This is a genomic window from Actinobaculum suis, from assembly GCF_900618115.1.
GTDB classification, from domain to species: Bacteria; Actinomycetota; Actinomycetes; order Actinomycetales; family Actinomycetaceae; genus Actinobaculum; species Actinobaculum suis.
In genome coordinates this window covers 333921-357735 of sequence record NZ_UYIO01000001.1, presented here as the reverse complement: position 1 = coordinate 357735, position 23815 = coordinate 333921, and the positions used below count along the sequence as shown (strand labels likewise).

The 23815-nt window shown below is 58.5% G+C and carries 20 protein-coding genes; 7 read left to right on the top strand and 13 right to left on the bottom strand.

The genetic code is table 11. The features are described from left to right. The first annotated feature begins 165 nt into the window (after positions 1-165). Positions 166-1077, top strand: coding sequence for a serine hydrolase domain-containing protein (locus H8274_RS01430; protein WP_049619513.1), 912 nt, complete (start codon positions 166-168; stop codon positions 1075-1077). A 259-nt stretch (positions 1078-1336) separates the two neighbouring features. Here the strand turns inward: H8274_RS01430 and H8274_RS01425 are convergent, their stop codons facing one another. Together H8274_RS01425 and H8274_RS01420 are read right to left on the bottom strand one after the other, a co-directional pair. Next, complete coding sequence (locus H8274_RS01425; RefSeq protein WP_049619512.1) at positions 1337-2419, bottom strand: 2,3-butanediol dehydrogenase; 1083 nt, start codon at positions 2417-2419, stop codon at positions 1337-1339. Positions 2420-2734: 315 nt separating this feature from the next. Further along, entirely contained in the window at positions 2735-4282 is a 1548-nt protein-coding gene (locus H8274_RS01420; RefSeq protein ID WP_185933640.1) for an amidase, read from the bottom strand. A 148-nt stretch (positions 4283-4430) separates the two neighbouring features. Here H8274_RS01420 and H8274_RS01415 point away from each other — a divergent pair, with 148 nt between their 5' ends. Continuing rightward, a complete protein-coding gene (locus H8274_RS01415) occupies positions 4431-4841 on the top strand; it encodes a hypothetical protein (RefSeq protein WP_185933639.1) in 411 nt (136 codons plus the stop codon). 126 nt (positions 4842-4967) lie between these two features. On the opposite strand, the gene H8274_RS01410 is transcribed toward H8274_RS01415, so the two are convergent. From H8274_RS01410 to H8274_RS01400, 3 genes are all read right to left on the bottom strand, one after another. After that, the gene (locus tag H8274_RS01410; RefSeq protein ID WP_185933638.1) at positions 4968-5963 is read right to left on the bottom strand and encodes an NAD(P)/FAD-dependent oxidoreductase; all 996 of its coding nucleotides are present in this window, start codon (positions 5961-5963) and stop codon (positions 4968-4970) included. 100 nt (positions 5964-6063) lie between these two features. Beyond that, positions 6064-8718, bottom strand: a complete 2655-nt coding sequence (clpB, locus tag H8274_RS01405; protein ID WP_185933637.1) for an ATP-dependent chaperone ClpB — start codon at positions 8716-8718, stop codon at positions 6064-6066. Continuing rightward, positions 8711-8974, bottom strand: a complete 264-nt coding sequence (locus H8274_RS01400) for a hypothetical protein (protein WP_185933636.1) — start codon at positions 8972-8974, stop codon at positions 8711-8713. Before H8274_RS01400 ends, clpB begins: the two co-directional genes overlap by 8 nt. Positions 8975-9288: 314 nt before the next feature. Between H8274_RS01400 and H8274_RS01395 the strand changes: the two genes are divergently transcribed. Beyond that, a complete protein-coding gene (locus H8274_RS01395) occupies positions 9289-10500 on the top strand; it encodes a zinc finger domain-containing protein (RefSeq protein WP_074662541.1) in 1212 nt (403 codons plus the stop codon). 62 nt (positions 10501-10562) lie between these two features. Continuing rightward, entirely contained in the window at positions 10563-11111 is a 549-nt protein-coding gene (gene ybaK / locus H8274_RS01390; protein WP_185933635.1) for a Cys-tRNA(Pro) deacylase, read from the top strand. 65 nt (positions 11112-11176) lie between these two features. On the opposite strand, the gene H8274_RS01385 is transcribed toward ybaK, so the two are convergent. The 5 genes from H8274_RS01385 to H8274_RS01365 all read right to left on the bottom strand — a co-directional run bounded on the left by H8274_RS01385 (position 11177) and on the right by H8274_RS01365 (position 16825). Then, a complete protein-coding gene (locus H8274_RS01385) occupies positions 11177-12616 on the bottom strand; it encodes an ATP-binding protein (protein WP_185933634.1) in 1440 nt (479 codons plus the stop codon). A gap of 545 nt (positions 12617-13161) precedes the next feature. Then, complete coding sequence (locus tag H8274_RS01380; RefSeq protein WP_083330093.1) at positions 13162-13929, bottom strand: SDR family NAD(P)-dependent oxidoreductase; 768 nt, start codon at positions 13927-13929, stop codon at positions 13162-13164. Between the two features lie 296 nt (positions 13930-14225). Then, entirely contained in the window at positions 14226-14723 is a 498-nt protein-coding gene (locus H8274_RS01375) for a hypothetical protein (protein ID WP_221884754.1), read from the bottom strand. Between the two features lie 163 nt (positions 14724-14886). Then, a complete protein-coding gene (locus H8274_RS01370; protein ID WP_065415065.1) occupies positions 14887-15639 on the bottom strand; it encodes an ABC transporter ATP-binding protein in 753 nt (250 codons plus the stop codon). Then, entirely contained in the window at positions 15629-16825 is a 1197-nt protein-coding gene (locus H8274_RS01365) for a hypothetical protein (protein WP_185933633.1), read from the bottom strand. The genes H8274_RS01370 and H8274_RS01365 overlap by 11 nt, the downstream gene beginning before the upstream one ends. Positions 16826-17829: 1004 nt before the next feature. Here H8274_RS01365 and H8274_RS01360 point away from each other — a divergent pair. Beyond that, complete coding sequence (locus H8274_RS01360; protein WP_074662530.1) at positions 17830-18084, top strand: hypothetical protein; 255 nt, start codon at positions 17830-17832, stop codon at positions 18082-18084. Between the two features lie 184 nt (positions 18085-18268). On the opposite strand, the gene gluQRS is transcribed toward H8274_RS01360, so the two are convergent. The 3 genes from gluQRS to H8274_RS01345 form a co-directional block, all read right to left on the bottom strand. Next, positions 18269-19258, bottom strand: coding sequence for a tRNA glutamyl-Q(34) synthetase GluQRS (gene gluQRS / locus H8274_RS01355; protein ID WP_074662527.1), 990 nt, complete (start codon positions 19256-19258; stop codon positions 18269-18271). 19 nt (positions 19259-19277) lie between these two features. Next, positions 19278-20639 carry a C1 family peptidase gene (locus H8274_RS01350; protein WP_244924600.1) on the bottom strand — a complete coding sequence of 454 codons (1362 nt, stop codon included), beginning with the start codon at positions 20637-20639 and terminating at the stop codon, positions 19278-19280. Positions 20640-20900: 261 nt separating this feature from the next. Then, positions 20901-22220, bottom strand: a complete 1320-nt coding sequence (locus tag H8274_RS01345; protein ID WP_074662520.1) for a C1 family peptidase — start codon at positions 22218-22220, stop codon at positions 20901-20903. Positions 22221-22528: 308 nt separating this feature from the next. Between H8274_RS01345 and H8274_RS01340 the strand changes: the two genes are divergently transcribed. Both H8274_RS01340 and H8274_RS01335 read left to right on the top strand, forming a co-directional pair. After that, positions 22529-23434, top strand: a complete 906-nt coding sequence (locus H8274_RS01340) for an HNH endonuclease family protein (RefSeq protein ID WP_185933632.1) — start codon at positions 22529-22531, stop codon at positions 23432-23434. A gap of 92 nt (positions 23435-23526) precedes the next feature. Beyond that, the gene (locus tag H8274_RS01335; RefSeq protein ID WP_185933631.1) at positions 23527-23736 is read left to right on the top strand and encodes a hypothetical protein; all 210 of its coding nucleotides are present in this window, start codon (positions 23527-23529) and stop codon (positions 23734-23736) included. The last annotated feature ends 79 nt before the right edge of the window (positions 23737-23815 follow it).

Below are 23815 nucleotides of genomic sequence, written 5' to 3'. Positions count from 1 at the left end.
TGCACCGAGCATTGCCCCAGCTCAGCTACGTACCAGGCCGCGCGCCGCGCGCTAGGCACCGCCCGGGTTCGTACTAACCGAACGCCGCGCGCCGGGCGCTGGGTACCACAAAACTGCGACCCGAGAGCGCTGCCCGGCAGCCGCCGCGCGTGGAAGAATAACCTCATGAATCGTGCACGCCTGGCTTCGGATACCCTCCCCTTCAAACATTCTCTCGGGGTGGTGCAGCGCGGCGGCGAACTCACCTATCGGGATTCGGACACAGCAGTCGTGTGGCCGCTAGCTTCGGTTACCAAGCCGATCGTGGCCTGGTCGGTTTTGGTGGCGATCGAAGCGGGCAAGTTAGATCTAGATGATGAAGTTACGGCGTGGCAGCTTCCCGTGTGCGCGCTGCTCGCGCACGCTTCCGGGCTTCCGGTGGATGGGGAGTTTCGGCGTCGGATCGACGGCGCCCGCCGGCTCACCCGTTACGCTTACGGAAAGGAATCCGATATGGGCCAGGCGTGGGGCCCGGGTACCGATGCGCCAATAACCCCACCCGCGCACGGCCTGTACGAGCGGCGCGTGTATTCGAACTATGGCTATGAAGTGCTGGGCCGTTACGTGGAGGAGCGGGTGGGCATGCCGATTGCTACCTGGGTGCATGATTCCGTATTTCGCCCGCTCGGCATGGTTTCTTCCGAATTGCGCGGTTCGCCCGCGCACGGCGCTTTTTCTAATGTGCAAGATTTGCGGCTTTTTGTGCGCGAACTAATGGATCCACAACTAATTTCGGAGCCGCTGGCACGCTACGCACAAAGCGCCCAGTACGCGGGCCTGCCGGGGATTTTGCCTGGCTATGGCTATCAGGAAGACAATTTGTGGGGTTTGGGTTGCGAAATTCGCGGTCATAAACGCCCACACTGGTTGGCAGATGTTTTCTCTCCCCGCACTTTTGGCCATTTTGGTATTTCGGGTTCTTTTATTTGGGTAGATCCAGACCTGGGCAAAGCCGGCATTTTCTTGGGTGCCCAGAAATTCGGCCGCGCCCACTCCCACGCCTGGCCGGCCATAACCGCCGAAATGCGCGGGCTATAAAGGCGGGCGGGAAAGGTAGGCGGTAAAGGCGGGCGGTAAAGGCGGGCTATAAAGGTGTGCTATAAAGCCAGGCTGTAAAGCCAGACTGTAGTAAAGCCCGGCTTTATTAAAGCCCGCGCCGCGAGGGGCGAGCCGCAGCCCACGCCCTCGCGGCGCACGTTATTCCTTTTTTGGCGTTAGCGCTAGCTTCTCGCCGTACCGCACATTTTGCGGCGGTACGCTCGCGCCAGTAGCGCACTCTTAGCCGGTGGCCAAGCGTTTAGTCTTCGCCTTGCCCGTTCGGGGAAACAAGGATCTTCACCTGATCCTCGTTGTGGTGAATAAGGGTTTCGAAGCCCTTCTCTACTAGGTCTTCCACGTTGATCTTGCGGGTGATGAACGGCTTGAGGTTGATCTTTCCGGAAGCGACCAGCTCGATCGTCTTCGGATGCGTGTTCACGTAGGCGATCACCCCGCGCACATCAATTTCTTTCATGACTACGGAATGCATGTCGATTTGCGGGCGGTGGCCCCAGATCGACATATTTACGAGCACACCCCGCGGCCCGAGCGCCGCAATCAGCTGGTTGAGCACCGCGTCTACCGAAGTGCATTCGAAAGCCAGCTCGGCACCCTTCCCGCCGGTTACTTTCTGCACTTCTTCCACAATGTCAACTTCGTTCGGGTTCCAGGCATAATCCACGCCCGCAGCTTCCAGCGCCATTTCACGCCGTTTTGGCGAAAGCTCCGAAACTGCCACCGTGCATCCCACGGCCTTGAGGACCGCCGCGCACAGCACCCCGATCGGGCCAGCCCCGCCCACCAGCGCGAACTGCCCTTTCTTCGCTTCCCCGCGGTCGAGCACGCCATGCACTGCCACCGAAAGTGGTTCGATGAGCGCTGCTTCGTCCAGTGAAATCGAATCCGGGATCTTATGCACCCAACGTTCCTTGACCACGATGTTTTCGGAGAGGCCACCGCCGCCGCCACCCAGACCAATGAAGTTCATATCCTTCGAAAGGTGGTAGGTGGTGGACTTTTCGCTGGTGTCTACGTCGTCGTAAATCAGGTACGGTTCCACCACTACGTGGTCCCCTACCTTTACCTTTTCTACGCCCTCGCCTACTTCAGCAACGACGCCGGACATCTCGTGGCCGAGCGTGACCGGGCATTCCTCCCCAGAAATTGGCTGCGGGTGGCCCTTGGGCGGGCAGAAGATCGGGCCGTCCAAATATTCGTGCAGGTCGGAACCGCAGATACCGCACCATGCCACGTCAATACGAACCGTGCCCGGCAGTAAGGGCTGCGGTTCTATGTCTTCGATCCGAATATCACGGTTACCGTAATAACGTGCTGCCTTCATAGTGTTCCTCTCCTTGAGACTTCGCTGTCACGGAAGGAATTTCCGCACGCTACCAGAGTAGTACGCATTTTGATTAACGCTGGATTTAAGGCTGTTCGGGACGGCGTGTTTTTTGGGCGTTTCTTTCTCGTGCGAACATAGAGCTCCGCCACTGGCCGCACTAGTGCTCGTTGCCCTAGTTACATGCCGGCCCTTCCCGGTAACCGCGCGGCTGCGCTTCGGCTCAGCGTAGCCGCGCCGCGCCATACTAGGCCGGGCTAGGCCCAGCGCAACCGTACTGGCCGCTTCCGCCCGGCGTAGCTGTGCCTTGCCGCGTTATGCCGCAACCGGGCGTTTAATGGCTGGCCACGGGTCGAGGATTTCCAGGGCGCGGGCGATGCGCAGCAAGAGTGCTTCTTGGCCGGGCATCACGGCGCCGAAGTGTACGCCGAAGGGCAGTTCGATCGGCTCGTTATCGTCTGGCCGGGCGGAAGCGCCGGCGGGAAGGACGCCGTCGGAATCGCTTTCGGCACGGAACTGGCCGCGCTGGATGGTCTCTCGGTGTAGCGGCACGGCGAGGGCGGCCGGGCCGAACATATTCCAGGAGCTCGTCCACGGCGTATATTCGCATTGCCGCTCGAAGTCTTTCGCCGGGTCGTCCAGGATTTCCATCCACCCCGGTTCCACCACGGGTTTAGCGAGCCCGGGGGTGAGAATCACGTCGAAATCTGCGAAAGCGAGCCCCATGCGCCGGGCGATTGCCTGCATTCCTGCTTGTGCTGCCAAAAATTCTTTGAGGCTTACTTGCTGCCCGGTTTCGTATAGCCACCGCGTGAGCGGTTTGAGTTTTTCGACGCCGCCGGGCGGGATCGGAAGGGTGACGGCCATGCTCTGCCAGATCGGCATGAAAGCCGCCCAATCTTCCGGGCCGAAGGGGCGGCTAATCCGCGTGATTTGTGCGCCCATGCTTTCAAGGAGGCTAACAGCGCGATCTACCGCATTCAGACACCCGGAATGCACGTTTGTGTCTACATTGAGCGGTTCGGTAAGTACGCCTACCCGCAATCCTTCAAAAGTGGTGCTAGTGGGCCGCGGTTCGGCCCGAATGATCTGCAAATACGAGTATTCGTGCGGGTAGGGGTAGTCGTCGCCGGGGCGAATATGGGCGATCGTATCCAGCCCGGCTGCCATATCCATAACCGTGCGGGTAAGTACGCCGTGTACGCCTAAACCGGGGCCGGCATTGCCGTGCGGGCCGGGTGAAACCAGGCCGCGCGTAGTTTTCAGGCCGAGGATGCCGCAGGAGGCGGCCGGGATGCGGCACGAACCTCCGCCGTCGTTCCCATGGGCGATAGGGACGATACCGGCAGCTACTGCCGTGGCCGATCCGCCACTGGAACCGCCGGCCGTGCGCCGCAAATCCCACGGCGAACGGGCCGGGGTTTTCCCTTCCGGTTCGGTATAGCCGGGGAACAAGAATTCGGGCACATTAGTTTTGCCAATGGTTACCGTGCCGGCGTCCAGGATGTCTTGGGCCACGCCGTCCGTGTGGCTAGCAATATTGCCGGCCAGCAAGGGCGTACCCAGTTCGAAAGGTAAGCCTTCTACTGCCGTGGCATCTTTGATCGGGAAGGGTACACCTAGGAGGGGCCGTTGGTCTCCGGCGGCAATGGCCTGCCGGGCCGCTTCGGCTTGCCGCAAAGATAGATCTTCCGCATAACTGGCGAAGGCGCCGATGGTAGCGCCTGGGCCGTGGGCACGATCCAACACCCGTTCGGTGTGTTCTACCGGGTCCACGCGTCCATTTTTCATTTCTTGGGCCAGCTCCACTGCCGGCAAATCCAGCGGGTCGATACCGCCCAGATCAAAAGCACGGGAAGTCATGCACCTAATCCTATCCAGCTGGCACGGCACTGGCCACGGAAACTTGCCGCGCGGCGGAGCCGGGCGCCGCCCGATGGTACACCTAGGTCTACCATCGAAGAGAGCTGGCGCCCATCCCTTTTCGCCCGGCCCGCCCTAGCTTTAAAACATGGACAAGCTCATGGACATGGTGCGCGGTTTGAACCTCCCGGCCGTGATCGGCGTAATCGGTTTGGTGTTGGCCGCCTGCGCACTCGCTTTGATTCTCTTCCTTCTCGCCCTCAACTGGGTGGCGCTTTCTTCCCTACCGGTGAGCGTGAAAGTGCTGTGGTGCGCGATTGCGCTCATACCTTTTGCGGGCCCTATCGCCTGCTTCGTAATGGTGCGCCGCCGGGCACGCCGCCGCCAAGCCCACCGCCACGCTTTGTACGAGGCAAGCGCGCAGGCAGGCGCGCAAGCAAACGCGCAGGCGAGCCAGCTGGCAGGCCAGCCGTCCGGAGCACAAGCCCATTTTCGGCAACTAGATAACACTCCACAACCGTGGGCCGGCGCTTACGCGGTAGCGTCTCGCGCCGCGTAGCGCCTGCTTGCCAGCCCGGCCCCTACCTAGCGGCTCGGCGCTCGTTTCCCCCACGGCCTGCTTGCCGGCGGCCTCCACGGTCTGCCTAGCGGCAGCTTCTACGGCCTGCTTGGCGGCTTCCACGGCTTACTTGGCGGCGGCGACGGCGTCGATATCTTCTACGTACCGTTGCGCATCGATAGCTGCCCGGCACCCGGAAGCGGCCGCGTTGATCGCTTCCTTGTACACCGGATCGATCGCATCACCGCAGGCAAAGACGCCGGAACGGCTGGTGCGCGAAGATGGTGCCTGCACCAAAATGTAGCCATTGGACCCCAGGTCTAGTTCCTCCTGCAAAAGCGTAGTATTCGGTTCCCGGCCGATCTCCACGAAAAGCGAATCTACCGGAATATCGGTTTCCGTAGCGTTTTCCGCACTTTCGGTACTGGTGCCTCCGTTTGCGGCCGACGCCGCGGTACGTACCCGGATTGCTTCCAGATTCCCATCGCGCTGGCCGAGTGCCTGGGTGATTTCCGTATTCCAGTGGATCTCAATGTTCTCGGCGTCCTGCACGCGTTCGGCCAGTGGGCTAACCGCCCGCAAGTGGTCGCGCCGGTGGATGAGATGCACTTTCCGGGCGAAGCGGGAAAGGAAGGAAGCGGCGATCACCGCAGAATCTCCCCCGCCTACTACGGCCACTTCTTTGCCTTCTAGGTCCGGGCCGTTCACGCGGGAAGTGTAGTAAATCCCGCGGGCCGCAAATTCGTTTTCTCCCGGAATTCCGAGCTGGCGGGCCCGTGCTCCCACCGCCAAGATCACGGCCTTGGCCCGGTACACGCGTTCATCGGTACGGACCACTTTGATGGGCTCAGATAGCGCGAAGCCCGTTACTTCTTCGTAGATCACGCCCGCCCCGAAACGCAGAGCTTGCACGCGCATTTCGTCCATAAGCTCCCCGCCTTCGATGCCTTCGGCGAAGCCGGGGAAATTGTATACACGGTGGGTGCGCATTAGTTCGCCCAAAGGTTTTTTCCCAGCTAATACGAGCGGGCTGAGGCCGGCCCGGCCGGCATAGATTGCGGCGGTCCATCCCGCCGGCCCGCTTCCAACAATAATGACGTCTTCAATACGTTCTTCGGCCATTTCCATCATCTTCTTCCACCGTCGTTGGTTTTTCGGGGACCTTCCCCCGATATTAGTCACAAAAGAGGCCTCGGCGCAGTAGCCGAGGCCTCTCAGTTTTTTAGGCTTCCACGCCTTCCGCGGTAGCTTTATCTTCCACGGTGAGGTTGAGGCCGTGCCGCCGGCCTTGCGCATCCGTGGGCACATCGCCTACGGCTACGTCTACGCGGACGGTATCGCCATCTTCCACGTGCCCGGCCAAGATTTCCCGGGCCAGCTGGTCGCCAATTTCGCGTTGGATGAGCCGGCGTAGCGGGCGGGCCCCATAGGCCGGATCGTATCCTTCCAAAGTCAGATAGTCGCGGGCTGCCGCGGTTACATCCAAGTGGATGCGCCGTTCGGCCAGCCGTGCCTCCAACTGGCTCACCTGCAGGTCTACGATCTTGCCGATCTGTTCGATCGTCAAAGGCTGGAAGATAATAATATCGTCCAAACGGTTCAAGAACTCTGGCTTGAAGTGGGCCCGCACATCCACCATTACCGCATTACGTTTCTCCTCTTCGCCCAGGCTCGGATCCGCGAGCGCAGCAGAACCCAGGTTAGAAGTCATAATGAGGATGGTGTTGCGGAAGTCCACGGTTCGCCCCTGCCCATCCGTGAGCCGGCCATCATCGAGCACCTGCAGCAAAACGTCAAAGACGTCCGGGTGGGCCTTCTCCACTTCGTCGAGCAAGATTACCGAGTACGGGCGGCGGCGTACCGCTTCCGTCAACTGGCCACCTTCCTCATAGCCCACGTACCCCGGAGGGGAACCAATGAGCCGCGAAACGGTGTGTTTCTCCGCGTATTCGGACATGTCGATACGGACCATGGCCCGTTCGTCGTCGAACATGAACTCCGCCAAAGATTTCGCCAGTTCGGTTTTACCCACACCGGTGGGGCCGAGGAACATGAAGGAACCATCGGGGCGGTTCGGATCAGAAACGCCGGCCCGCGAGCGCCGCACCGCGTCGGATACCGCGCGCACCGCAGATTCTTGGCCGATGAGCCGCTTGCCGATCTCCTGCTCCATATTGAGTAGTTTTTCGGTTTCGCCCTGTAGTAGTTTGCCTACCGGTACGCCCGTCCATGCGGCTACGACTTCCGCGATTTCTTCGGAATCAACCCGTTCGGCCACCATGGGTTCGGTTTCCTTACCGGCACCGGATTTTTCGGCCGCTTCGGCTTGTTCGATTTGGCGTTCTACGCCCGGGATGTCCCGGTTTTGTAGGCGGCCGGCATCTTCGAAGCGTCCTTCGCGGATGGCCAGTTCGAGTTGCGTGCGCAAATCATCAAGTTGTACGCGCAAATCGCCCACCCGGTTGCGGCCCGCTTTTTCGGATTCCCAGCGCGCGTTGAGCGCGGAGAGTTCTTCTTGCTTATCGGCCAGTTCGGCACGGATTTCGGCGAGCCGTTCCGTGGTGGCAGCGTCTGGATCTTCCGTATCGGCAAGGTAGGATTCCTCCATTTTTAGGCGGTCTACCTGCCGTTGCAAGGTGTCGATCTCTTCCGGGGAAGAATCGAGTTCCATCCGCAGGCGCGAGGCGGCTTCGTCGATCAGGTCGATTGCCTTATCGGGTAGTTGCCGGCCGGTAATATACCGGTTCGAAAGTTGTGCGGCGGCTACCAGGGCGCCGTCCGTGATGGTCACCTTGTGGTGTGCTTCGTATTTGGGTGCGATACCGCGCAAGATAGTTACCGTATCTTCCACGCTCGGTTCTCCCACGTACACCTGTTGGAAGCGGCGTTCTAGGGCCGGATCGGTTTCGATGTGTTCGCGGTATTCGTCTAGCGTGGTGGCGCCAATGAGCCGCAGTTCCCCGCGGGCGAGCATGGGCTTGAGCATATTGCCCGCGTCCATGGCGCCTTCGGAACCTCCACCGGCACCCACAATGGTGTGGATTTCGTCAATGAAGGTGACGATTTCGCCGTCGGCATCCTTGATTTCGTTGAGCACGGCCTTGAACCGTTCCTCAAATTCGCCGCGGTATTTGGCACCCGCAACCATCGAAGCTACGTCGAGCTGAATGAGCCGCTTGCCGCGCAAGGACTCGGGCACATCGCCGTCTACCATGCGCTGGGCGAGCCCTTCTACGATCGCAGTTTTCCCGACGCCGGGCTCCCCGATTAGTACCGGGTTGTTTTTTGTGCGGCGCGAGAGTACTTGGATAACGCGGCGGATTTCGCTATCGCGGCCCACCACGGGATCCATTTTTCCTTCCCGAGCCATTTGCGTGAGGTCCTGCCCGTACTTTTCGAGCGCCTTATAGGTGCCTTCCGGGTCGGGGGAAGTGACGCGTGCCGATCCGCGCACATTCGGGAGCGCTGCCATGAGTGCTTCATGGGTAGCGCCTTCCGCCCGCAAGATTTCCCCTGCCTGGGATTGGGATTCGGCCAGGGCAAGCAGCAAGTGCTCGGTGGAAATGTAGGAATCGGAAAGCGCGGTGGCTTCCTTCCCTGCCTGGCTGAGTACTTGCGCGAGAGTGCGTGCCGCTTGCGGGTTTTGTACCGAAGCGCCACTGGTTGCCGGCAAAGCCGCACATGCCCCATTCACGCGGTTGACGATATTCGCACGGTTCGCACCCACGGCTTCCAGCAGACCGTTGGCAACCCCGCCTTCCTGTTCCAGGAGTGCGCCTAGCAAATGTAGCGGCTCCACTTGCGGATTGCCTGCCACAGTTGCTTGCTGCACAGCTTGTGCTAGCGCCTCCTGTGATTTCGTTGTGTACTTATCCATTTTCTCCAATTCTCCTCATGGGGAACATTGCCGTGGTGTGTGCCGCCGCAACGCTACGCCGCAGCCCGACGCCGTAGCGCGCCGCCGTCGTAGCGCGCCGCAGTAAAACGCCGCCGCCGTAGCCAGCCGTGGCTGCCAGCCGCCGCAGAACGACGTCGTAACACGTACCTACGCTGTGGCTAAGGCCTTGCCGGTTCGTACCTTGCGCGGCCGGTTCACCCTTGTAGTTTCCCCGTCCGATAAAGACAACGCGCAAGTTCTTGAGTCTATTCCACTCAAGCTTTCCTGAGTTTATGTGGCGCAGGGCAGAGGGACGTGTACGGGAGAGCAAGACGCAGACTGCGGCCGAGAGGCGCGGTGCAGACCGCAACTGGGAAGGACTGGGCACAGGTTGCAGCTGGGGAACGCGTGGCGCGGCTGCGGCCGGGGACGCGCGGCGCGGCTGCGACGGGATTGAGAGAGCTAGGGCATGTCCCGAAAACCCCTGCCCACCTATAATCGAATGTCTCCAGATAGCATTTTTATAGAGTCATAGCTAAGTTGAGCGGAACGAGGAGCAGGAGCGCAGAAATGCCTGAGGGCCATTCCATTCACCGGCATGCCCGGATTCTCACCACACTATTTGGCGGGCGGCCCGTGCATACTTCTTCCCCGCAAGGGCGCTTCGCGGCCGGGGCACAAATACTCGATGGCCGCATCCCCGGCCGGGCCCAAGCCTGGGGCAAACATCTTTTCTGGCCCTTCTTTTCTGCGGCCGATGTGCCTGCCCTGCCAGCCGATGCACCTATTTCGCCGGCCGATGCGCCCGCCCCGCCGGTTGCAGCCACCGATACCAATTCCGCGGTTTCAGTTCCTACCAATTCCGCGTTTGCGGAGAGCGCTGGCACGGCGTTTGCGGAAAGCGCTAACGCGGTGGTTGCGGCGCACCCGCACGCGGCTGAAAACTCCTCTGCGGAAAACGCCCCCGCAGAAAACGCGGAATTAGTAATTCCGGAGGCGGAGCTGGGCGAGGAAGGCCCGGTGTGGTTGCAGATCCATTTGGGTTTGTACGGAAAATGGGCTTTTGCGGGAGCCGGCGTAGCAGATTTAGGGGGCGCCGGGATTCAGATTTCCCCGACGGAAGATTCCGGGATGATGGCGGCTATGCGGCAAGCTACTGATGGCGGGAAGGACATGACTACCTCGCTTCAATTTCCGGAAGACAATATTGAAGTCACGGCCGCGCTTGCCCCGCGGCCTACTACGCGGCTGCGCATTGTGGGGGCGGCGGCGGTGGCGCAGCTGACCGGCCCGGCCCAATGCAATATTTTGACGGGCGCCGAGGTGCAAGAAAAGCTTGCCACTTTGGGGCCCGATCCGATCCGGAATCAGCCCGGCGATCGGGAGCGCTTCGTGGAGGGCGTGCGCCGCCGGCGCATTCCTGCCGGGCAGGCGGTAATGGACCAGTCGCTTGTGGCCGGGCCGGGCAATATTTACCGGGCAGATTGTTTGTGGCATATCGGGATTTCCCCGCACCGGCCCGCCAACAAGGTATCCGTGCAAAGATGGGAAAAACTTTGGGATGACCTGTGCTTTTACATGAGCAAGGACGTAGCTACCGGCATCATTATTACCATCCCGCCGGAATACCAGCCCGACCCAATCCCCGCAGATGACCCGGAACTTTCCCGCTTTGTGGCCTACCATCGCACCGGCCGGCCTTGCGTGCGTTGCGGCGCCACAATCGCCGAAGAAAAAATGGCTGGCCGCCGCCTCTTCTGGTGTCCGGGTTGCCAACACTAGCGGGTACGACGCCGTATCTCCGCTGGCGTGGGGCCGCGCGGGAAGGTACTACCCTAGGAAGTATGGCAAAGAAGAAGCGAGACCGCGGGCGTAGCGGGGCGGCGGGCCAAAAGCCGGGCGCGGCGGCGACTCCGGCTTTGCAAGTTTTGGAGCAGGCTGGGGTGCCGTTCACGGAGGTCGAATATGAACACGCCGCGCATATGGAACATGGGTATGCGTTAGATTCGGCGCAGGCCTTGGGTTTGGATCCGGCTACCGTATTCAAGACTTTGCTGGCGGAGGTCGATGGTAAACCGGTGGTAGCGGTGGTGCCGGCTAATGCGATGCTCAATTTGAAGGCTTTGGCGAAAGCTGCGGGCGGGAAGAAGGCCGCGATGATGGATCCGGCGGCCGCGGAACGCCGTACCGGTTACGTGACGGGTGGGATTTCCCCGCTCGGGCAAAAGATCACCTCGCCTACTTTTATTGATGAATCCGCGCGCGAGCTGGAATACATGCTGGTTTCTGGTGGGAAGCGCACGCTTTCCGTAAAACTTGCGCCCGCGGATTTGGTACGGGTTGCCCCGCAAGGAAAGTTCGCCGCCGTCGCCGATTTCTCCCGGCATTTCTAGGTGTCGGCAACCTGCCCGGGTGCACTCGGCAGTGACAACCCGTCCGGGAAAGGTCTCCTATACGGTTAGCGGGCCCGGTATCTTTGCCTAGGGCTCCGCGGTGGTTCAGTTGGCTCAGCTATACCATCTTCGATCAGCCTGTTTATTGCGCGCTGTATGGAAGTACGGCTGAGCTTGGTTTTCTCCATTAACTCCGTGGTGCTAGCACTCTCTTGGCTCTCGAGTTGTGCTTTCACTTTGTCATACGCTGTCGCATAACGTTCCGTTGGTGCCACGCGTCGTTTCCGGAAGATAATCGTGAACTGAGTGAGATCGTTATACATTTCCGCAGGTGGCATTAGAGCTCTTTCAAGCGCAGTCTGTATAACTTGAATTCCTGTTCCGCGGTTTTCTGCCAAGGCCCCGCCGGGCAAGGCTGGGCTTTCCAAGAAGGTCGCCAGCCGCTCATTGCGGGTGGAACTTTGCCCCGCGGTGCCGAGAGATTCAAGGGTTACGCCGCCATATAACCCACCCGGGCTCATTATTTCCAAGCGATCCACAAACATATTTACTTGCACTTGCGTGCCCCGCGCCTGCGGCGAATAGTCACGATGCATGAGAGCATTAACGATGGCTTCGCGTACGGCGACGAGCGGATAATCCGGGAGTTCCTCACGGTAGACTTCCCCAATAAACCCACCCTCACGCATATTCACGCGTACCGCACTCACCACATTCTCCACGATCTCATGTGTCGGGCCAGCAAAAGACTTGGAATCTAGCATCCGGGAGCCGGTCCCAATATCCCCTTTTGAAGTACCCGGAAAGAGCGCAAAAGTTGCGGTGAGGCGCGGGAAAAATTCTTGCGGATACTCTCCCATTGCCAGCAAGGCCGCCAGCGTGGGTTTGCCGTCCTTTAAAACTTTCAGTCGGGTCAGTGCAGTTTCCTGCCCATCCGCAAAGGTTCGTGGCCGAATAGCCCGCTGTGACTCTAGAAACGCATTGAGGACATGGCTGTCAAGATCTGCCAATTCAGCTTCTTCGACGGGATCTTCGTCCCAGCGCGGAGGGCGTTGTTCTTCCAATAGCCGGTCAACTTCATATTGCAACAGTTTTTGGTCGCCTTCACCAGACCTCCGGAAAGATCCCCCGTATCTTCCTCTTTCCGTTACGTAGCATGGTTTTTCATGCGCGGAGATCTCAGGGACACTCGCTACGATTACAGATGACCCTTCAAATGGCTCGATCCGTATCTCAGGGTGCACTCGCGGAGTCATTTGATTACAGCGGGAGACCAACGCGTTCTGCGCGGCAGACGCATCGAAACCCTTTGCGACCGTGAATCCCTCCCGTTCGCTCAAGCCGATAATGAGGATGCCTCCCCCAGAATTCGAAAAGGCACTGAGGGTAGGCAAAATATCCTTACCTACCGAGCTCTTCACCTCAATACGTTGGGTGTCAGTAGCAATATCGCGAATCTCCTTGACCACATCTTCCAGAGGCCTTCCCAGAATCTCGTCCCCCATCTTCCCCAACATAACACACCCGTGGGGAAGATGGGGAAGTTAAGGGGAAGCTCCAAAACCGACCACAAACCGCACCAATCCGCCACTTCAGCCACCCCATCACGCAAACCAACCTCCCCAACTCAACCACAACATAACACCCCCATGGGGAAGATGGGGAAGATGGGGAAGTTAAGAGGAAGCCTCAAAACCGACCACAAACCGCACCAACCCGCCACTTAAACCACACCATCACGCAAACCAGCCTCCCCAACTCAACCACAACTCAACACACCGGTGGGGAAGATGGGGAAGTTAAGGGGAAGCTCCAAAATCGCCCGCAAACCGCACCAATCCGCCACTTCAGCCACTCCATCACGCAAACCAGCCTCCCCAACTCAACCACAACTCAACACACCCGTGGGGAAGATGGGGAAGTTAAGAGGAAGTTAAAAAGAAGAGGGGCAAGACTGGGCTTGCCCCTCACCACTAGGGAAGTAACCAACACCGCCCGTAGGCAACACGCAGCCCTCCGGGAGCGCCCTCCACCCTAGAAGGCGCGTCTTTTATCCAGCGCACCAGCCGGCGTCGTGGTTGATGAGCGCGCCGTTGATGTTCCTGGTTTCATCGGCCAGCAGGTATACGGCGGTATGCGCGATCTCTTCCGGTTCGGCAATGCGCACGGACGCTTGCTGTAGCCCAGCGAAGACTTCCATCGACTGCGGGTCCAGGTTGAGCTTGGCCATTTCTTTGCCAATGTTGGTATTTACCCCGCCGGGGAGAATGGCGTTGCAGCGCACCCCTTCTTTCGCGTAGCGGTAGGCAGTGTTCTTCGTCAGGCCCACAATGGCGTGCTTGGACGCCGTGTAGATAACGCCGGCTGCCGCACCGCGAATGGCCGCGGCTGAGGCGATGTTTACGATCGAGCCACCATTCTTCTTCAGTTCGGGCATCGCCGCCTTCAGAAGCTGGAAGGGGCCGCGCACGTTGATTGCGAAGATCAGATCGAAACGCTTTTCTTCGTATTCACCAACACCCGCGTTGTTGTCCATAACGCCCGCGTTGCTCACCACGCCGCGCAATGGCCCGTGCGCCACGGCTTCTGCTACCAGCTGCGCCGCGTTTTCCGATGCCGAAATATCGCCGACGACGGCGCTTGCCTGGCCGCCTTCCTGCGCGATCATATCCACGGTTTCCTGCGCGGTTTCCGCATTGATATCCCCGACGACTACATACGCACCCTGCGCGGCCACCGCACGTGCAATCGCGCGGCCCACACCAGATCCGGCACCGGTAACGATAACCGACCGATCAGTAAGAGTGATATACGCCATTTCCATCTCCTTAGTTGCGGAAACATACACCCCTGTTATTAAGGGTGAAGCTCCCTTGTTTTAAGGGCAAAGCTCCCTTGGCCACATCGTGCTTTAGGCACCGAACCAGCATAACCCTCTTTAGGCCTTAAGTCCCCAGCTCGGCTCGAAGTGAACAGAGTATCAGCTAGTTACGAATTGTCTTATACAAGGCACGGTTTCTAGTAATGGAAAGCAGGGCGACGGCAAGCCGATTCACTTTAGCGCTAAGAGAAGAGGTAGGCCGGCGCGACTTTACCCCAAAGCACTTCTCGCCACTAGTTTCCCCCACGCACCGTCCACGGTTTATAAACCAGGTACCCATGCGAAACGACCAGCAAGGTAGCCACTAGCACAGTGGCCGGCCAGTCCGTAATCGGAGCGGATACCGGATTCCAGGGATAAGGGATCCCGTTTCCGTCCACCCCAAGGAAGAAACATAGCGGGACCGAAACCACCGGCAACAACCACCCGAGCGACCTGCCCCAAAAAACGCTAGAGAAAATCCCCAAAGCACCATAAAACAATGCCAACCGGCACAGGTGCAAAATGTTTTCCGGAGAAAAACTCCCTTGCGCCACCCACAGCCCAATACCCAGAGCCAAACACCCGCAAATCTCGCCTATAACCACCAGCACACACGCCACTACCGCCGGGCGATACCTGGCTAAGGCCTCCATTTGGGGCGTGCCAGCCACCACGAGCAAGCCCACCAAAATACCGAAAACCACGGTAGCAGCATTGAACAAAGGCACCTGCAAACCGCCACGTGCCATGAAATTGTAAGTAGCTTTGCTCATATGGCCAAGCGCAAGACTCGCTACGAAAAGCACGGGGATAAGCACCTGCCCGTTTCGCGCTTTTATCGCCAGCCAAGCTCCCCGCACCTGGCCCACTTCCCTATTGTTTCTACAATTTTGTGTAGAGTCTCCTGGCCGCTCACACATTACTTTCCCCAATAAGTTGCAAGAAGCTCTGTTCGATTTGTTCAAGCTTGCCCAACTGCGGCGCGCCCGGCGCAGCCGCCACCACACTGCGTGCCGCAAGCTCATCGGGCGTACCCTGAAACGCAACCCCATGGTTAGAAAGCACCACCACGCGATCCGCGGAAGCCACCACGTCTTCAATAAGGTGCGTACTAACGATTACGGTCTTATCCCGAATTTTGTCAAGCAAAGCCCGGAAACGAATCCTTTGTGCTGGATCCAGGCCAACAGTCGGCTCGTCAAGAACAACCAAATCCGGATCAGTTACCACCGCGCTCGCGATCGCTGCTCGCCTCTTCATGCCGCCGGAAAGTTTGCCGTATTTAGTGGTTCGAGATTCGCTTAGATCTACGAGCTTTAGTATCGCGTCAAAATCGGCGCGGGAACTCGCGCCTTTCATCCAGGCTGTGTAATGCAGAATATCTTCTACCGTAAACCGGCTGTCAGCCTCATATTCTTGTGGTAAGTAGCCGATTCGCTCCCGCAAATTGCGCCGGGCACGCGCAGTACCAGGTACGGCGTCGTCATAAAGAATCCGCCCGGCTTTCGGCCGAAGTTGGGTAATCAAAGTACGCAGGAAAGTAGTTTTTCCAGCACCGTTTTCGCCAATCAGAGCAGTAATTCCGGGACCGACATCCATCGATACTCCACTGAAAACGGTTTTACTTCCATATCCCTGAGCCAGGCCTTCAATTTTAATCTGCATCTTTCAGCCTTTCGCAGTTATCTATCGCCTTGATATTGGAAACGATCCAGTCCGCTTGTTGCGCTTCACTCCAGGAACGCGTTTTCGCCCGAATCTCCCCCAAAGAGGCATCAATTGCCGCATCTTCAACTTCGACCTCCGGAGGCCTTTCGCCACCGAAAAGATATTGCGTGAACACTTCGTTTAGTTTCCAGTTCATATCCCATTCGGCACTTAATTCTTCCTGGGATTTTTCTACTGTGGGGCACACCGTTTGCGCCTGCCCCATCCGGTCAGCCAGCATTTCGAAGGCAACCGAATCTGCAGCAAGCCACAAGCCACCATCGCCGCCGGTCATTGGGCTTACGGTGTAATCCCCGCCAATTATTTGTTTTTCGACGACGGTAAGAGTTTCCCGCGGTTCACCTAGGGCTTCGTAAATACGAGCAAGCTTCTGCGCGACATTGAGCAGGAAGGGCAGACGCACCTCATCGCCCGGCCATACACAGGCCCGTGCCCCACCCTTTTCCGCGCATACTCCTGGCTGCGGATCTCGCAAGGCACCGTTAACCCGTACCGGCCCGTTAAAGAACAAAGCAACACAGGCAATGGCAAGGATCGAAACTCCACTGCCACGCGCCAACTGCGCCGTAGTGACACGAACATTTCCTCTTGATTCACCCCTGATCAAGGCTCCGAGTAGCAACAAAACAATGCCGCCCAATAGGGTTCCTATGGTTGCTCCATAGCCGGCCAAGGACACCTTCGTCCACGGATCATTAGCTGCCGGTGCGGGGGAAAGATACGTAGAAAGCACAAATCCTACAACTGCGGCCGCCACTATCGCGGCAATGCGCGAGGGGAGCATATCGCCAATTGCGCTCCCTATGCAGATTAATGCGCAGGCAAAGACGACGCACAGCGCCGCGTAGACCGGTGTGAAAATACCATTTTCTGCGCCCGCTATCCCGGCCATAATGCGGATTACCACGGTTGAAATTACGAGCGGCACCAAGGCCAAATAAAACATATTAACGCCCAGGCGCACAGCTGTGGCGAGCAACTTCTTACCAGGCGTCACTCCGCCGAGTTCCGAAAGCGTACTCTTGCGCCAAATCTGTTGCTCAATAGCCGCAATTATGGGAATTAGAATGCCGGTGAACACGATCCCCGCAACCGCGGAAATAGATGCTTCATTAAGCCACACCTTCCAACCGTCGCGTTCCGACAGTAACAAGGCAACCAAAAGATAAACACCTGCAAGCAACAGTGACCACCACCGGCTACGCGAAGTTCTCAGCTCTGCAAGCAATACTCGTGCCAATTCAGCCCTCACTTTCAACAACAGAAAGAGAAGGGTGGGGCGTAGCTCAAGGAGCCGCCTGAGCCACGCCCCACCATTTTGTACGTCCGTCGATCAGTCAAGACGGTTCAGATCGCGGCATGCAACAGACCATTAATGCCAAGCCCGCTAGAAAGAAGAAGAGCTGAAACGGCAACCGCTAGCCCACGTTTTTTCGTTCTCATTGCTTCACCGACCTTCAAACCGTAGCGTTCTGAACACCACACATTTTGCGTGAATGGAATCATTTTATATTGGAGCGCGGACCCCGTCAACACTTTTAAGGAAGTTTCCTCACATTCATTTCGACCACTTCTTTAATTAGCCATGACGGATTAGCTTTCAACACACTTAAGTACTTAGTTAACGATTTGGTGCCGATATGACGTTACGCGTGAACGGGCAGGCGGCGGGCTAAAGCTCTCTGCCGGATTAGCAGGGCTGCCCACACCTCAGCGAATAATGCCATCCACCCTATGGTGGCACCCACCAACCAAAGGGCAGGAAGAGCAAGCGACTCTCCCGATTGAAGGTAACTCATTTTGCAGGAGAAAAACCACCACCATAGGCACCGCAACTGTTGCCAAACGCTATTCTTCGCGACATGAAATAATCTATACGTCCAACACCGCTTTGTGTTAATTACGTTTTGTTGGTGGGCATAAAGTATTCTTGGAAGCCACCTAGAAAAATATCAACAACTTGCGGGCAAGCCCAACAAGCCCAACATTCCCTTCCAAAAAGTGACACGGCCTGCATATCTGGGGGCAGATCACACTAGACTAAGTGCAATTAGCGGTCCTGCTAGGCACCTTTCGCGTGATGCCACGTGATTGGCGCAATCGATTCGCGGTGGAGGGGAAAGAACGATGGCTTTCTGGGGACGACGTACGGACTCCTCGCGGCGCGGTTCGAGCGAGGATGCCCACTCCACAACCGCCGATAACAACCCACCATCCATGCTTTTTGGTGATCGCGCCGATCAACATGGCGGCTACGATTTTGGCGGCTACGTGCCCGGCGAGGATTACCTTCCGAAAAAACAGCGCCGCGCGCTGCGATGGGTTTTTGGCGGTATTGCAATCATCGTAATCATCGCCCTGTTCATCTATTTCATGTTTTGAGCCGCGGGTTACTAAAAGTCCCACGTACTAAGCCACCGCACGCGACCGCGGCAAAGCCGCCGCGCGCGATCGCGCTAAAGCCGCCGCATACAATGCCGGTAGCACCTAGTGCTTCTAGCTAGTTCTGGCCGGCCCTAGCTGCTTCTGGCCGGTCCTAACTGCTTATGACTAGTTCTGGCTGGTCCTAGCTGGCAAGCGCCGGGCCAGCTTCGAGCTTCTCCACGTCTACGTACCATGGATCGCAACGAAGTGCGTCCAAGGTTAGCTTCTGCGCGAACTCGCAGGCCAATTCGCGCGCCGTACCCCCACTGCCAAGCACAATGCCCAAAGACTTCGCGAGGAGTTTGACCACACTCGGCCCGTCCCAACCATAGGCGCGTAAGCGGCTAAGCGTAACGGCGCCGTCGCGCTTAGCTAAGCGCCGGCCCGCCGAATTAAACACCATGGGCACGTGGTAATAATCTGGCCTTGGGTAACCCAAAAGCTGCTGCAAATGGACCTGGCGGGGAGTGGAAGCCAACAGGTCTGCCCCGCGCACAACTTCCCGCACTCCCGCTGCACAATCATCTACCACGGAAACGAAATTGTAGGAAAAAACTCCATCTCCGCGCCGGATCACAAAATCATCTACCGGCCCCGTAAAGGTACCGGCCACGGCGTCGCGCACCGTTAACTCGCGCACTTGCGCACGCAGGCGCAAAGCCGGGCCGCGCCGCATTCCCGCCAGTTTTGCGCGGCCAGCTGCCCGCTGCTTCGGGCCCAAAGCGCGGCACGTACCCGGATAAATACCGGGCGTTCCGTTTGGTGCGCTCGCCGCTTCCGCTAAATCTCGGCGCGTGCAGTAACACTCATAGAGCAAACCGGCCGCCTGCAAACGCGCAAACTCGCGCTCATACAAAGCGCCGCGGCACGATTGGTACTGCACCGGCTCATCCCACGTGATCCCGATAGCCGCCAGGTCTGCCAGCTCGGCTTGCGCGTACGCCGGCCGGCTGCGTTCCCTATCGAGATCTTCCATGCGGAGCACAAAATGCCGCCCGTGCCGGGCCGCGAGCGCCCAAGCCAACAAAGCCGTCCGCAAATTTCCCAAATGTAGTTCACCCGTGGGGCTGGGCGCATAGCGACCGCACGGATCAGTTTCGGAGCTAGCCGGCTTTGTTGGGGTCTTGGGCATGAGCGTAGCGTTTCTCTGGTTAGCTGAGCACGTCCCAAATGGGTAGGACGTGCGGGGTGGCCTGGGCCGCGGCGAGCACGCGTTCCCGCCATTTTGCCGGGATCGCGTTTTCCTTGACCACTACCAGGTAGGTGTGTTCGGTGAACCACGCGTCGGAAACCGTGAAGTAGCCTTTCGCGCCGTTTTCTTCACCCCAAGAGTTTTCGATCCGCCACCGTTGCGGCACCTCGTCTACCAGGTCCACACCGGTGAATGCCATGGCGTGGGTGGGCAGGTATTCCTTGGTGCAGATTCCGGCGTGCCGTTCTAGGCTCATGTCCACGCCGTACAACTCACCGCGTGCGAACAGTTGCGGATCGCCAATACCCTTTTTGCGGTCCATATCTTGCCCCACATCGCAGGCCATCCACACGGGTTCGCCTTCGCGGAGCGTGGCCACGGTAGCACTCTGTAGCACTTCCATGGGGACCACGCAGAAAACTTGCGGTTTGCCGAGCATAGATTCGCTCCGGTCAATCACATAGGACTCACCAACGGTAAGGCGCGGATCGGCGAGCAAGCACAGATAATCGTCCAGATCGGGAAGCGTGCGGGCCGCGAATTCTTGTGGGGTGAGTTCCCCTTCCCGGTGGAACTTGCCGTCTTTATCTTCCCATTGCCACATGAACTTTTCGGGCGGGGTGCCCAGGTGGATCCGCAAAATCCGGTACACATCGGCCAGGGCTTGGGTGCGTAGTTGCGGCCGCTCAGTGGCCGGGGAAGTATGCATTTCCCAGGCGGCGCGCCGCAAGCGCCGCACGAGCGCCGCGTGCATTTCCTTCGTGTTCGAACTCGATTCGATTTCCGGCATGGCGTACTTGGGCACGGCCCCATACTTTTTCACCAGGTTCGTGAAAGACGTCCACCAGCCGCCATCGCCCACCGGAGATTCCAGCATGGTGGCCACCGTGCGCGCATCGCGTTCGGTTTGCACCGATTCGCTCGGCGTCAAGAACTCGCCTGGAAAAGGAACGTCTGCCAGTTCTTCCATGTGCACCAAGAACACATTGGCTTTTTCGAGCTGGTCGAAGAACTGCAAGTAGGCGAAGGAAAACTCGAAGTTTTCCAAACCGGTAGCCCGGAGCACGCCCGGCCGGCCCGCCGCGTTATAGCCGGCAAACATCCAGCACCGGCCAGACTGCTTCTGGTTCGAAACTTCCCACTTATCGACTTTGAGGGAGAAAGTGGCGCCTTCCAGCGCGGCGGCCCGCCCCGGATCTTGGGCCAGGCGAGAAACCGGATTTTGAGTGACGGCATTTTGCGCCAGCCGGGCGGCGGCGTCGTCCGTAAAATCTTGTGCCCACTGGGCTAACTGCGTGGTAGAAATATCGGCGGCTGTCACAGCCAACCACTCTCCTTATTACTAGCTGCGGGCCGGGCGCTACATCGCGTTCGCCCCGGCCCGCAGTTCGTGTGTTTTCTTCCAAGTACCCGCCCGCTAACCGCGCGAGTACCGATTTACCCGCTTACCGCGCGGGTACTGATTCACCCGCTTACCGCGTGAGTACCTATTTACCTGCTTACCGCGCAGGTACTGATTCACCCGCTTACCCCGCGGGTACCGATTCATCCGCTAACCGCGCGGGTACCGATGCGGTGGGTCTTAGCCGCGGGCGAGCGAACCCATCGGATCCCAAGCGGGAAGTACGGCAGGTTCGGTTTCCAGTACGGGCAAGTATTCTTCGGGCAGGCGGGAAGCTGGCACCGCGATTTCGAATACGTGCTGGTCGAACCAGGAATCATTCATGGTCCAGAAACCTTTATCGCCCATTCCTTCGCCCCACGAGTTTTCGATCCGCCAGCGGCGCGGCTGGCCATCCACCAGATCCACCCCGGTGAAGACCATGGCGTGGGTCATCATAGATTCGCCGAAGCGAAGCTCATCCGCCTTCGACATCTCCAGGTCGATCCCGTAGGTGCCTTCGTAGTCGTAGAGCTGACCGTCCCAAATACCGCGGTCGCGGTCTGCCTGCTTGGTGGTATCGCAGCCCATCCATACCGGGCGGCCATCTTGCAGTTCGGCAATAACCGCCTGGCGGATCACTGCAATCGGCACATTCAGGTAGGTGACGGGCTTGGCGCCCACCACATTGCCGAGCCGGTCTACCGTGTAGAGCTTGCCGTATGCATTGCGCGGATCATTTACCACGCACACGTATTCGCCCAGATTCGGCGCGTACTTACGCGCAAATTCTTGGGGCGTGAACTCGCCTTCGCGGTGGAACTCGCCGTCTTTATCTTCCCACTGCCAAAGGAACTTCTGCGGCGGGGTGCCCAAATGAATAGCAAGCACCCGGTAGACCTGTTCCATCGTGGTGGCCCGGATTTCTTCGCGCTCCCCCGCCGGCGCGTTACGAATATCGCGCGCCGCGCGCCGCAGCAACATTTCCAGGGTGCGATTCATCGCGCCGGTATTGGAGGAAGATTCGGTTTCCGGCATCGCATACTTGGGAACCACGCCGTACTTTTCCACCAAAGCCACGAACATATTCCACTGGCCACCATCACCAATCGGATCCGAAAGCAGGAAGTGAACCGTGCGATCATCGCGTTCCGAAGTGGAATCGGCCAGCTCAATCATGGAATTGAGGAAATAGTTGGCCTTTTCGAGCTTGTCATAAAAATGTTGGTAGTTCTGGGAGAACTCAAAATTCTTCAGCCCGGTTTCGGCATACACTGCGTCCTTAAAAGAATTCAGCCCGGAAAACAGCCAGCACCGCCCCGATTTCTTCTGATTCGTAACCGGCCACTTATCTACCTTGACGGACATCGAAGGATCGATCGAGTTAATGACCTCACGATCCTCCGCTACCTTTGCGATCGGCGTTTGGGTGACCGCGTTCTGAACGATCCGTGCCCGCGCGTCTGCCGCGAACTTTTCTGCGTATTCGGCAATCTTTTCCGAGTTGAGGGCCTGCGCCATTCTCTCCCTTTCCACTGTTCGCATCCGCTATTCGCATCCGCTGAGCGCATGTTCGTGCGCCTAGCCGTGCGGCCGCGATTTCCGCCGGAAACCAGCCGCCTCGCTCATGCCAATAAACACCAAGTCTAGACCTCTGCCACCCGCGGCGGCAGGTTTTCTGCACCGCAACTTTAGGGCTTCGAAAGGAGGTGCGGTAGCGGGAAGCGCGCGGCGAGTAGCGCGGATTCCACCGCCGGTAGCGCGCGGCAAGCACTGTGCGGTAGGCGGTGTTTAGTGGCGCCGACGCCGCAGCGCGCTATCCTGGGGCAATGGCACAATCTTTCCGACCCAGCCACCATGACTCTCACCAGAACCGCGCCCGCAGGGAGAAACTGCAACGCACGCTGAACGGCGTCGGCAATTCTTCCCGGCCTGGCGAAGGGGGACCAAAAACCGGGAAACGGCGGGCTCCGAGCCGGCGTAAACAGGAACGCATGCGGAAAACGAATCGCTTTATCATGCTTTTGATCGTGCTATTCGTGTTCGGCGCGCTCGTTGTGGATTCGTTTTCCTGGGGCAAGGCCGGGCAAGAAGCGCAACAGCCCACCGATTTTATTTCCCAACCAGTAGCCGGCGGGGACGCACTCACCGCGGCGCGCAATCTGCCCGCCGCCACGGCAGCTAACACGGATACGCAGGGTAAAGACTATGACCGCGCCGAATTTGGTTTGGGGCACGGCTGGCCGGATACGGACGGTGACGGTTGCAATGAACGCAACGAGATTTTGGGCCAGCAGTTGCAGAACCCGAAATATTGGAAAGGGAAGAATATGCCACCGCAATGCGTGGTGGGAACCGGAACGCTCAACGACCCGTATTCGGGCAAAAAGATTCATTTCAACCGAGAAAAGAATCCAAACTCGGTGCAAATCGATCACGTGGTGGCACTGTACGACGCCTGGGAGAAGGGTGCGGCCCAGTGGGTTCCCGCGAAACGCTTCGCCTTGGCCACCGATCCGCTAAATCTGCTCGCGGTTTCGGGGCATGAAAACGAATCGAAAGGCCACTCGGATGCCGCTTCCTGGCTACCGCCAAACACCGCTTTCCATTGTGAATACGTCTCCCGGCAAGTAGCTGTGAAACAAAAATACGAGATTGCGGTAACTGCAGAAGAACGCGCGGCCATGGTCGAGGTACTAGAGACCTGCCCCGGCCAGGACCTTCCCCGCACCTAAACCGCGCTTCTGCGGGCGAATAAACATCATCAGCATCCACAGCGCGGGTATAAGATAGATTCACAATCAGGCGTTAGGTCAAAGGAGGCGACATGTACTTGCTACATGAACTGACCGCCTTCGCTATCGTCTTGGGCTATGTTTCCCTGAAGGTGGCCCGGCCAGGAGTCCCATATTTTGACACCGCCATGCTGTTCACCAGTCTCTTAGGCGGAATTAACCTCTACTGGTGTGGAGAATTAATCATCCGCAATCGTGCTTCTAGAAGGCGTCAGAACCAAGAGGCCGCTAATACTGCGTAGCCAGCCGGGGAGATGTAGCCAGGCGGGGAGATATTGCCCAAGAGCAATATCTCCCCGCCTCGGTTGTATGTGCCATGGC

Coding starts and splice junctions, on each gene's coding strand:
- H8274_RS01375 (WP_221884754.1), bottom strand. CDS start 14,723: ATGGCACGTGGCGGTTTGCAGGTGCCTTTGTTCAATGCTGCTACCGTG.
- clpB (WP_185933637.1), bottom strand. CDS start 8,718: ATGGATAAGTACACAACGAAATCACAGGAGGCGCTAGCACAAGCTGTG.
- gluQRS (WP_074662527.1), bottom strand. CDS start 19,258: ATGCCCAAGACCCCAACAAAGCCGGCTAGCTCCGAAACTGATCCGTGC.
- H8274_RS01345 (WP_074662520.1), bottom strand. CDS start 22,220: ATGGCGCAGGCCCTCAACTCGGAAAAGATTGCCGAATACGCAGAAAAG.
- H8274_RS01430 (WP_049619513.1), top strand. CDS start 166: ATGAATCGTGCACGCCTGGCTTCGGATACCCTCCCCTTCAAACATTCT.
- H8274_RS01425 (WP_049619512.1), bottom strand. CDS start 2,419: ATGAAGGCAGCACGTTATTACGGTAACCGTGATATTCGGATCGAAGAC.
- H8274_RS01420 (WP_185933640.1), bottom strand. CDS start 4,282: ATGACTTCCCGTGCTTTTGATCTGGGCGGTATCGACCCGCTGGATTTG.
- H8274_RS01385 (WP_185933634.1), bottom strand. CDS start 12,616: ATGGGGGACGAGATTCTGGGAAGGCCTCTGGAAGATGTGGTCAAGGAG.
- H8274_RS01415 (WP_185933639.1), top strand. CDS start 4,431: ATGGACAAGCTCATGGACATGGTGCGCGGTTTGAACCTCCCGGCCGTG.
- H8274_RS01335 (WP_185933631.1), top strand. CDS start 23,527: ATGTACTTGCTACATGAACTGACCGCCTTCGCTATCGTCTTGGGCTAT.
- H8274_RS01380 (WP_083330093.1), bottom strand. CDS start 13,929: ATGGCGTATATCACTCTTACTGATCGGTCGGTTATCGTTACCGGTGCC.
- H8274_RS01340 (WP_185933632.1), top strand. CDS start 22,529: ATGGCACAATCTTTCCGACCCAGCCACCATGACTCTCACCAGAACCGC.
- ybaK (WP_185933635.1), top strand. CDS start 10,563: ATGGCAAAGAAGAAGCGAGACCGCGGGCGTAGCGGGGCGGCGGGCCAA.
- H8274_RS01410 (WP_185933638.1), bottom strand. CDS start 5,963: ATGGCCGAAGAACGTATTGAAGACGTCATTATTGTTGGAAGCGGGCCG.
- H8274_RS01395 (WP_074662541.1), top strand. CDS start 9,289: ATGCCTGAGGGCCATTCCATTCACCGGCATGCCCGGATTCTCACCACA.
- H8274_RS01360 (WP_074662530.1), top strand. CDS start 17,830: ATGGCTTTCTGGGGACGACGTACGGACTCCTCGCGGCGCGGTTCGAGC.
- H8274_RS01370 (WP_065415065.1), bottom strand. CDS start 15,639: ATGCAGATTAAAATTGAAGGCCTGGCTCAGGGATATGGAAGTAAAACC.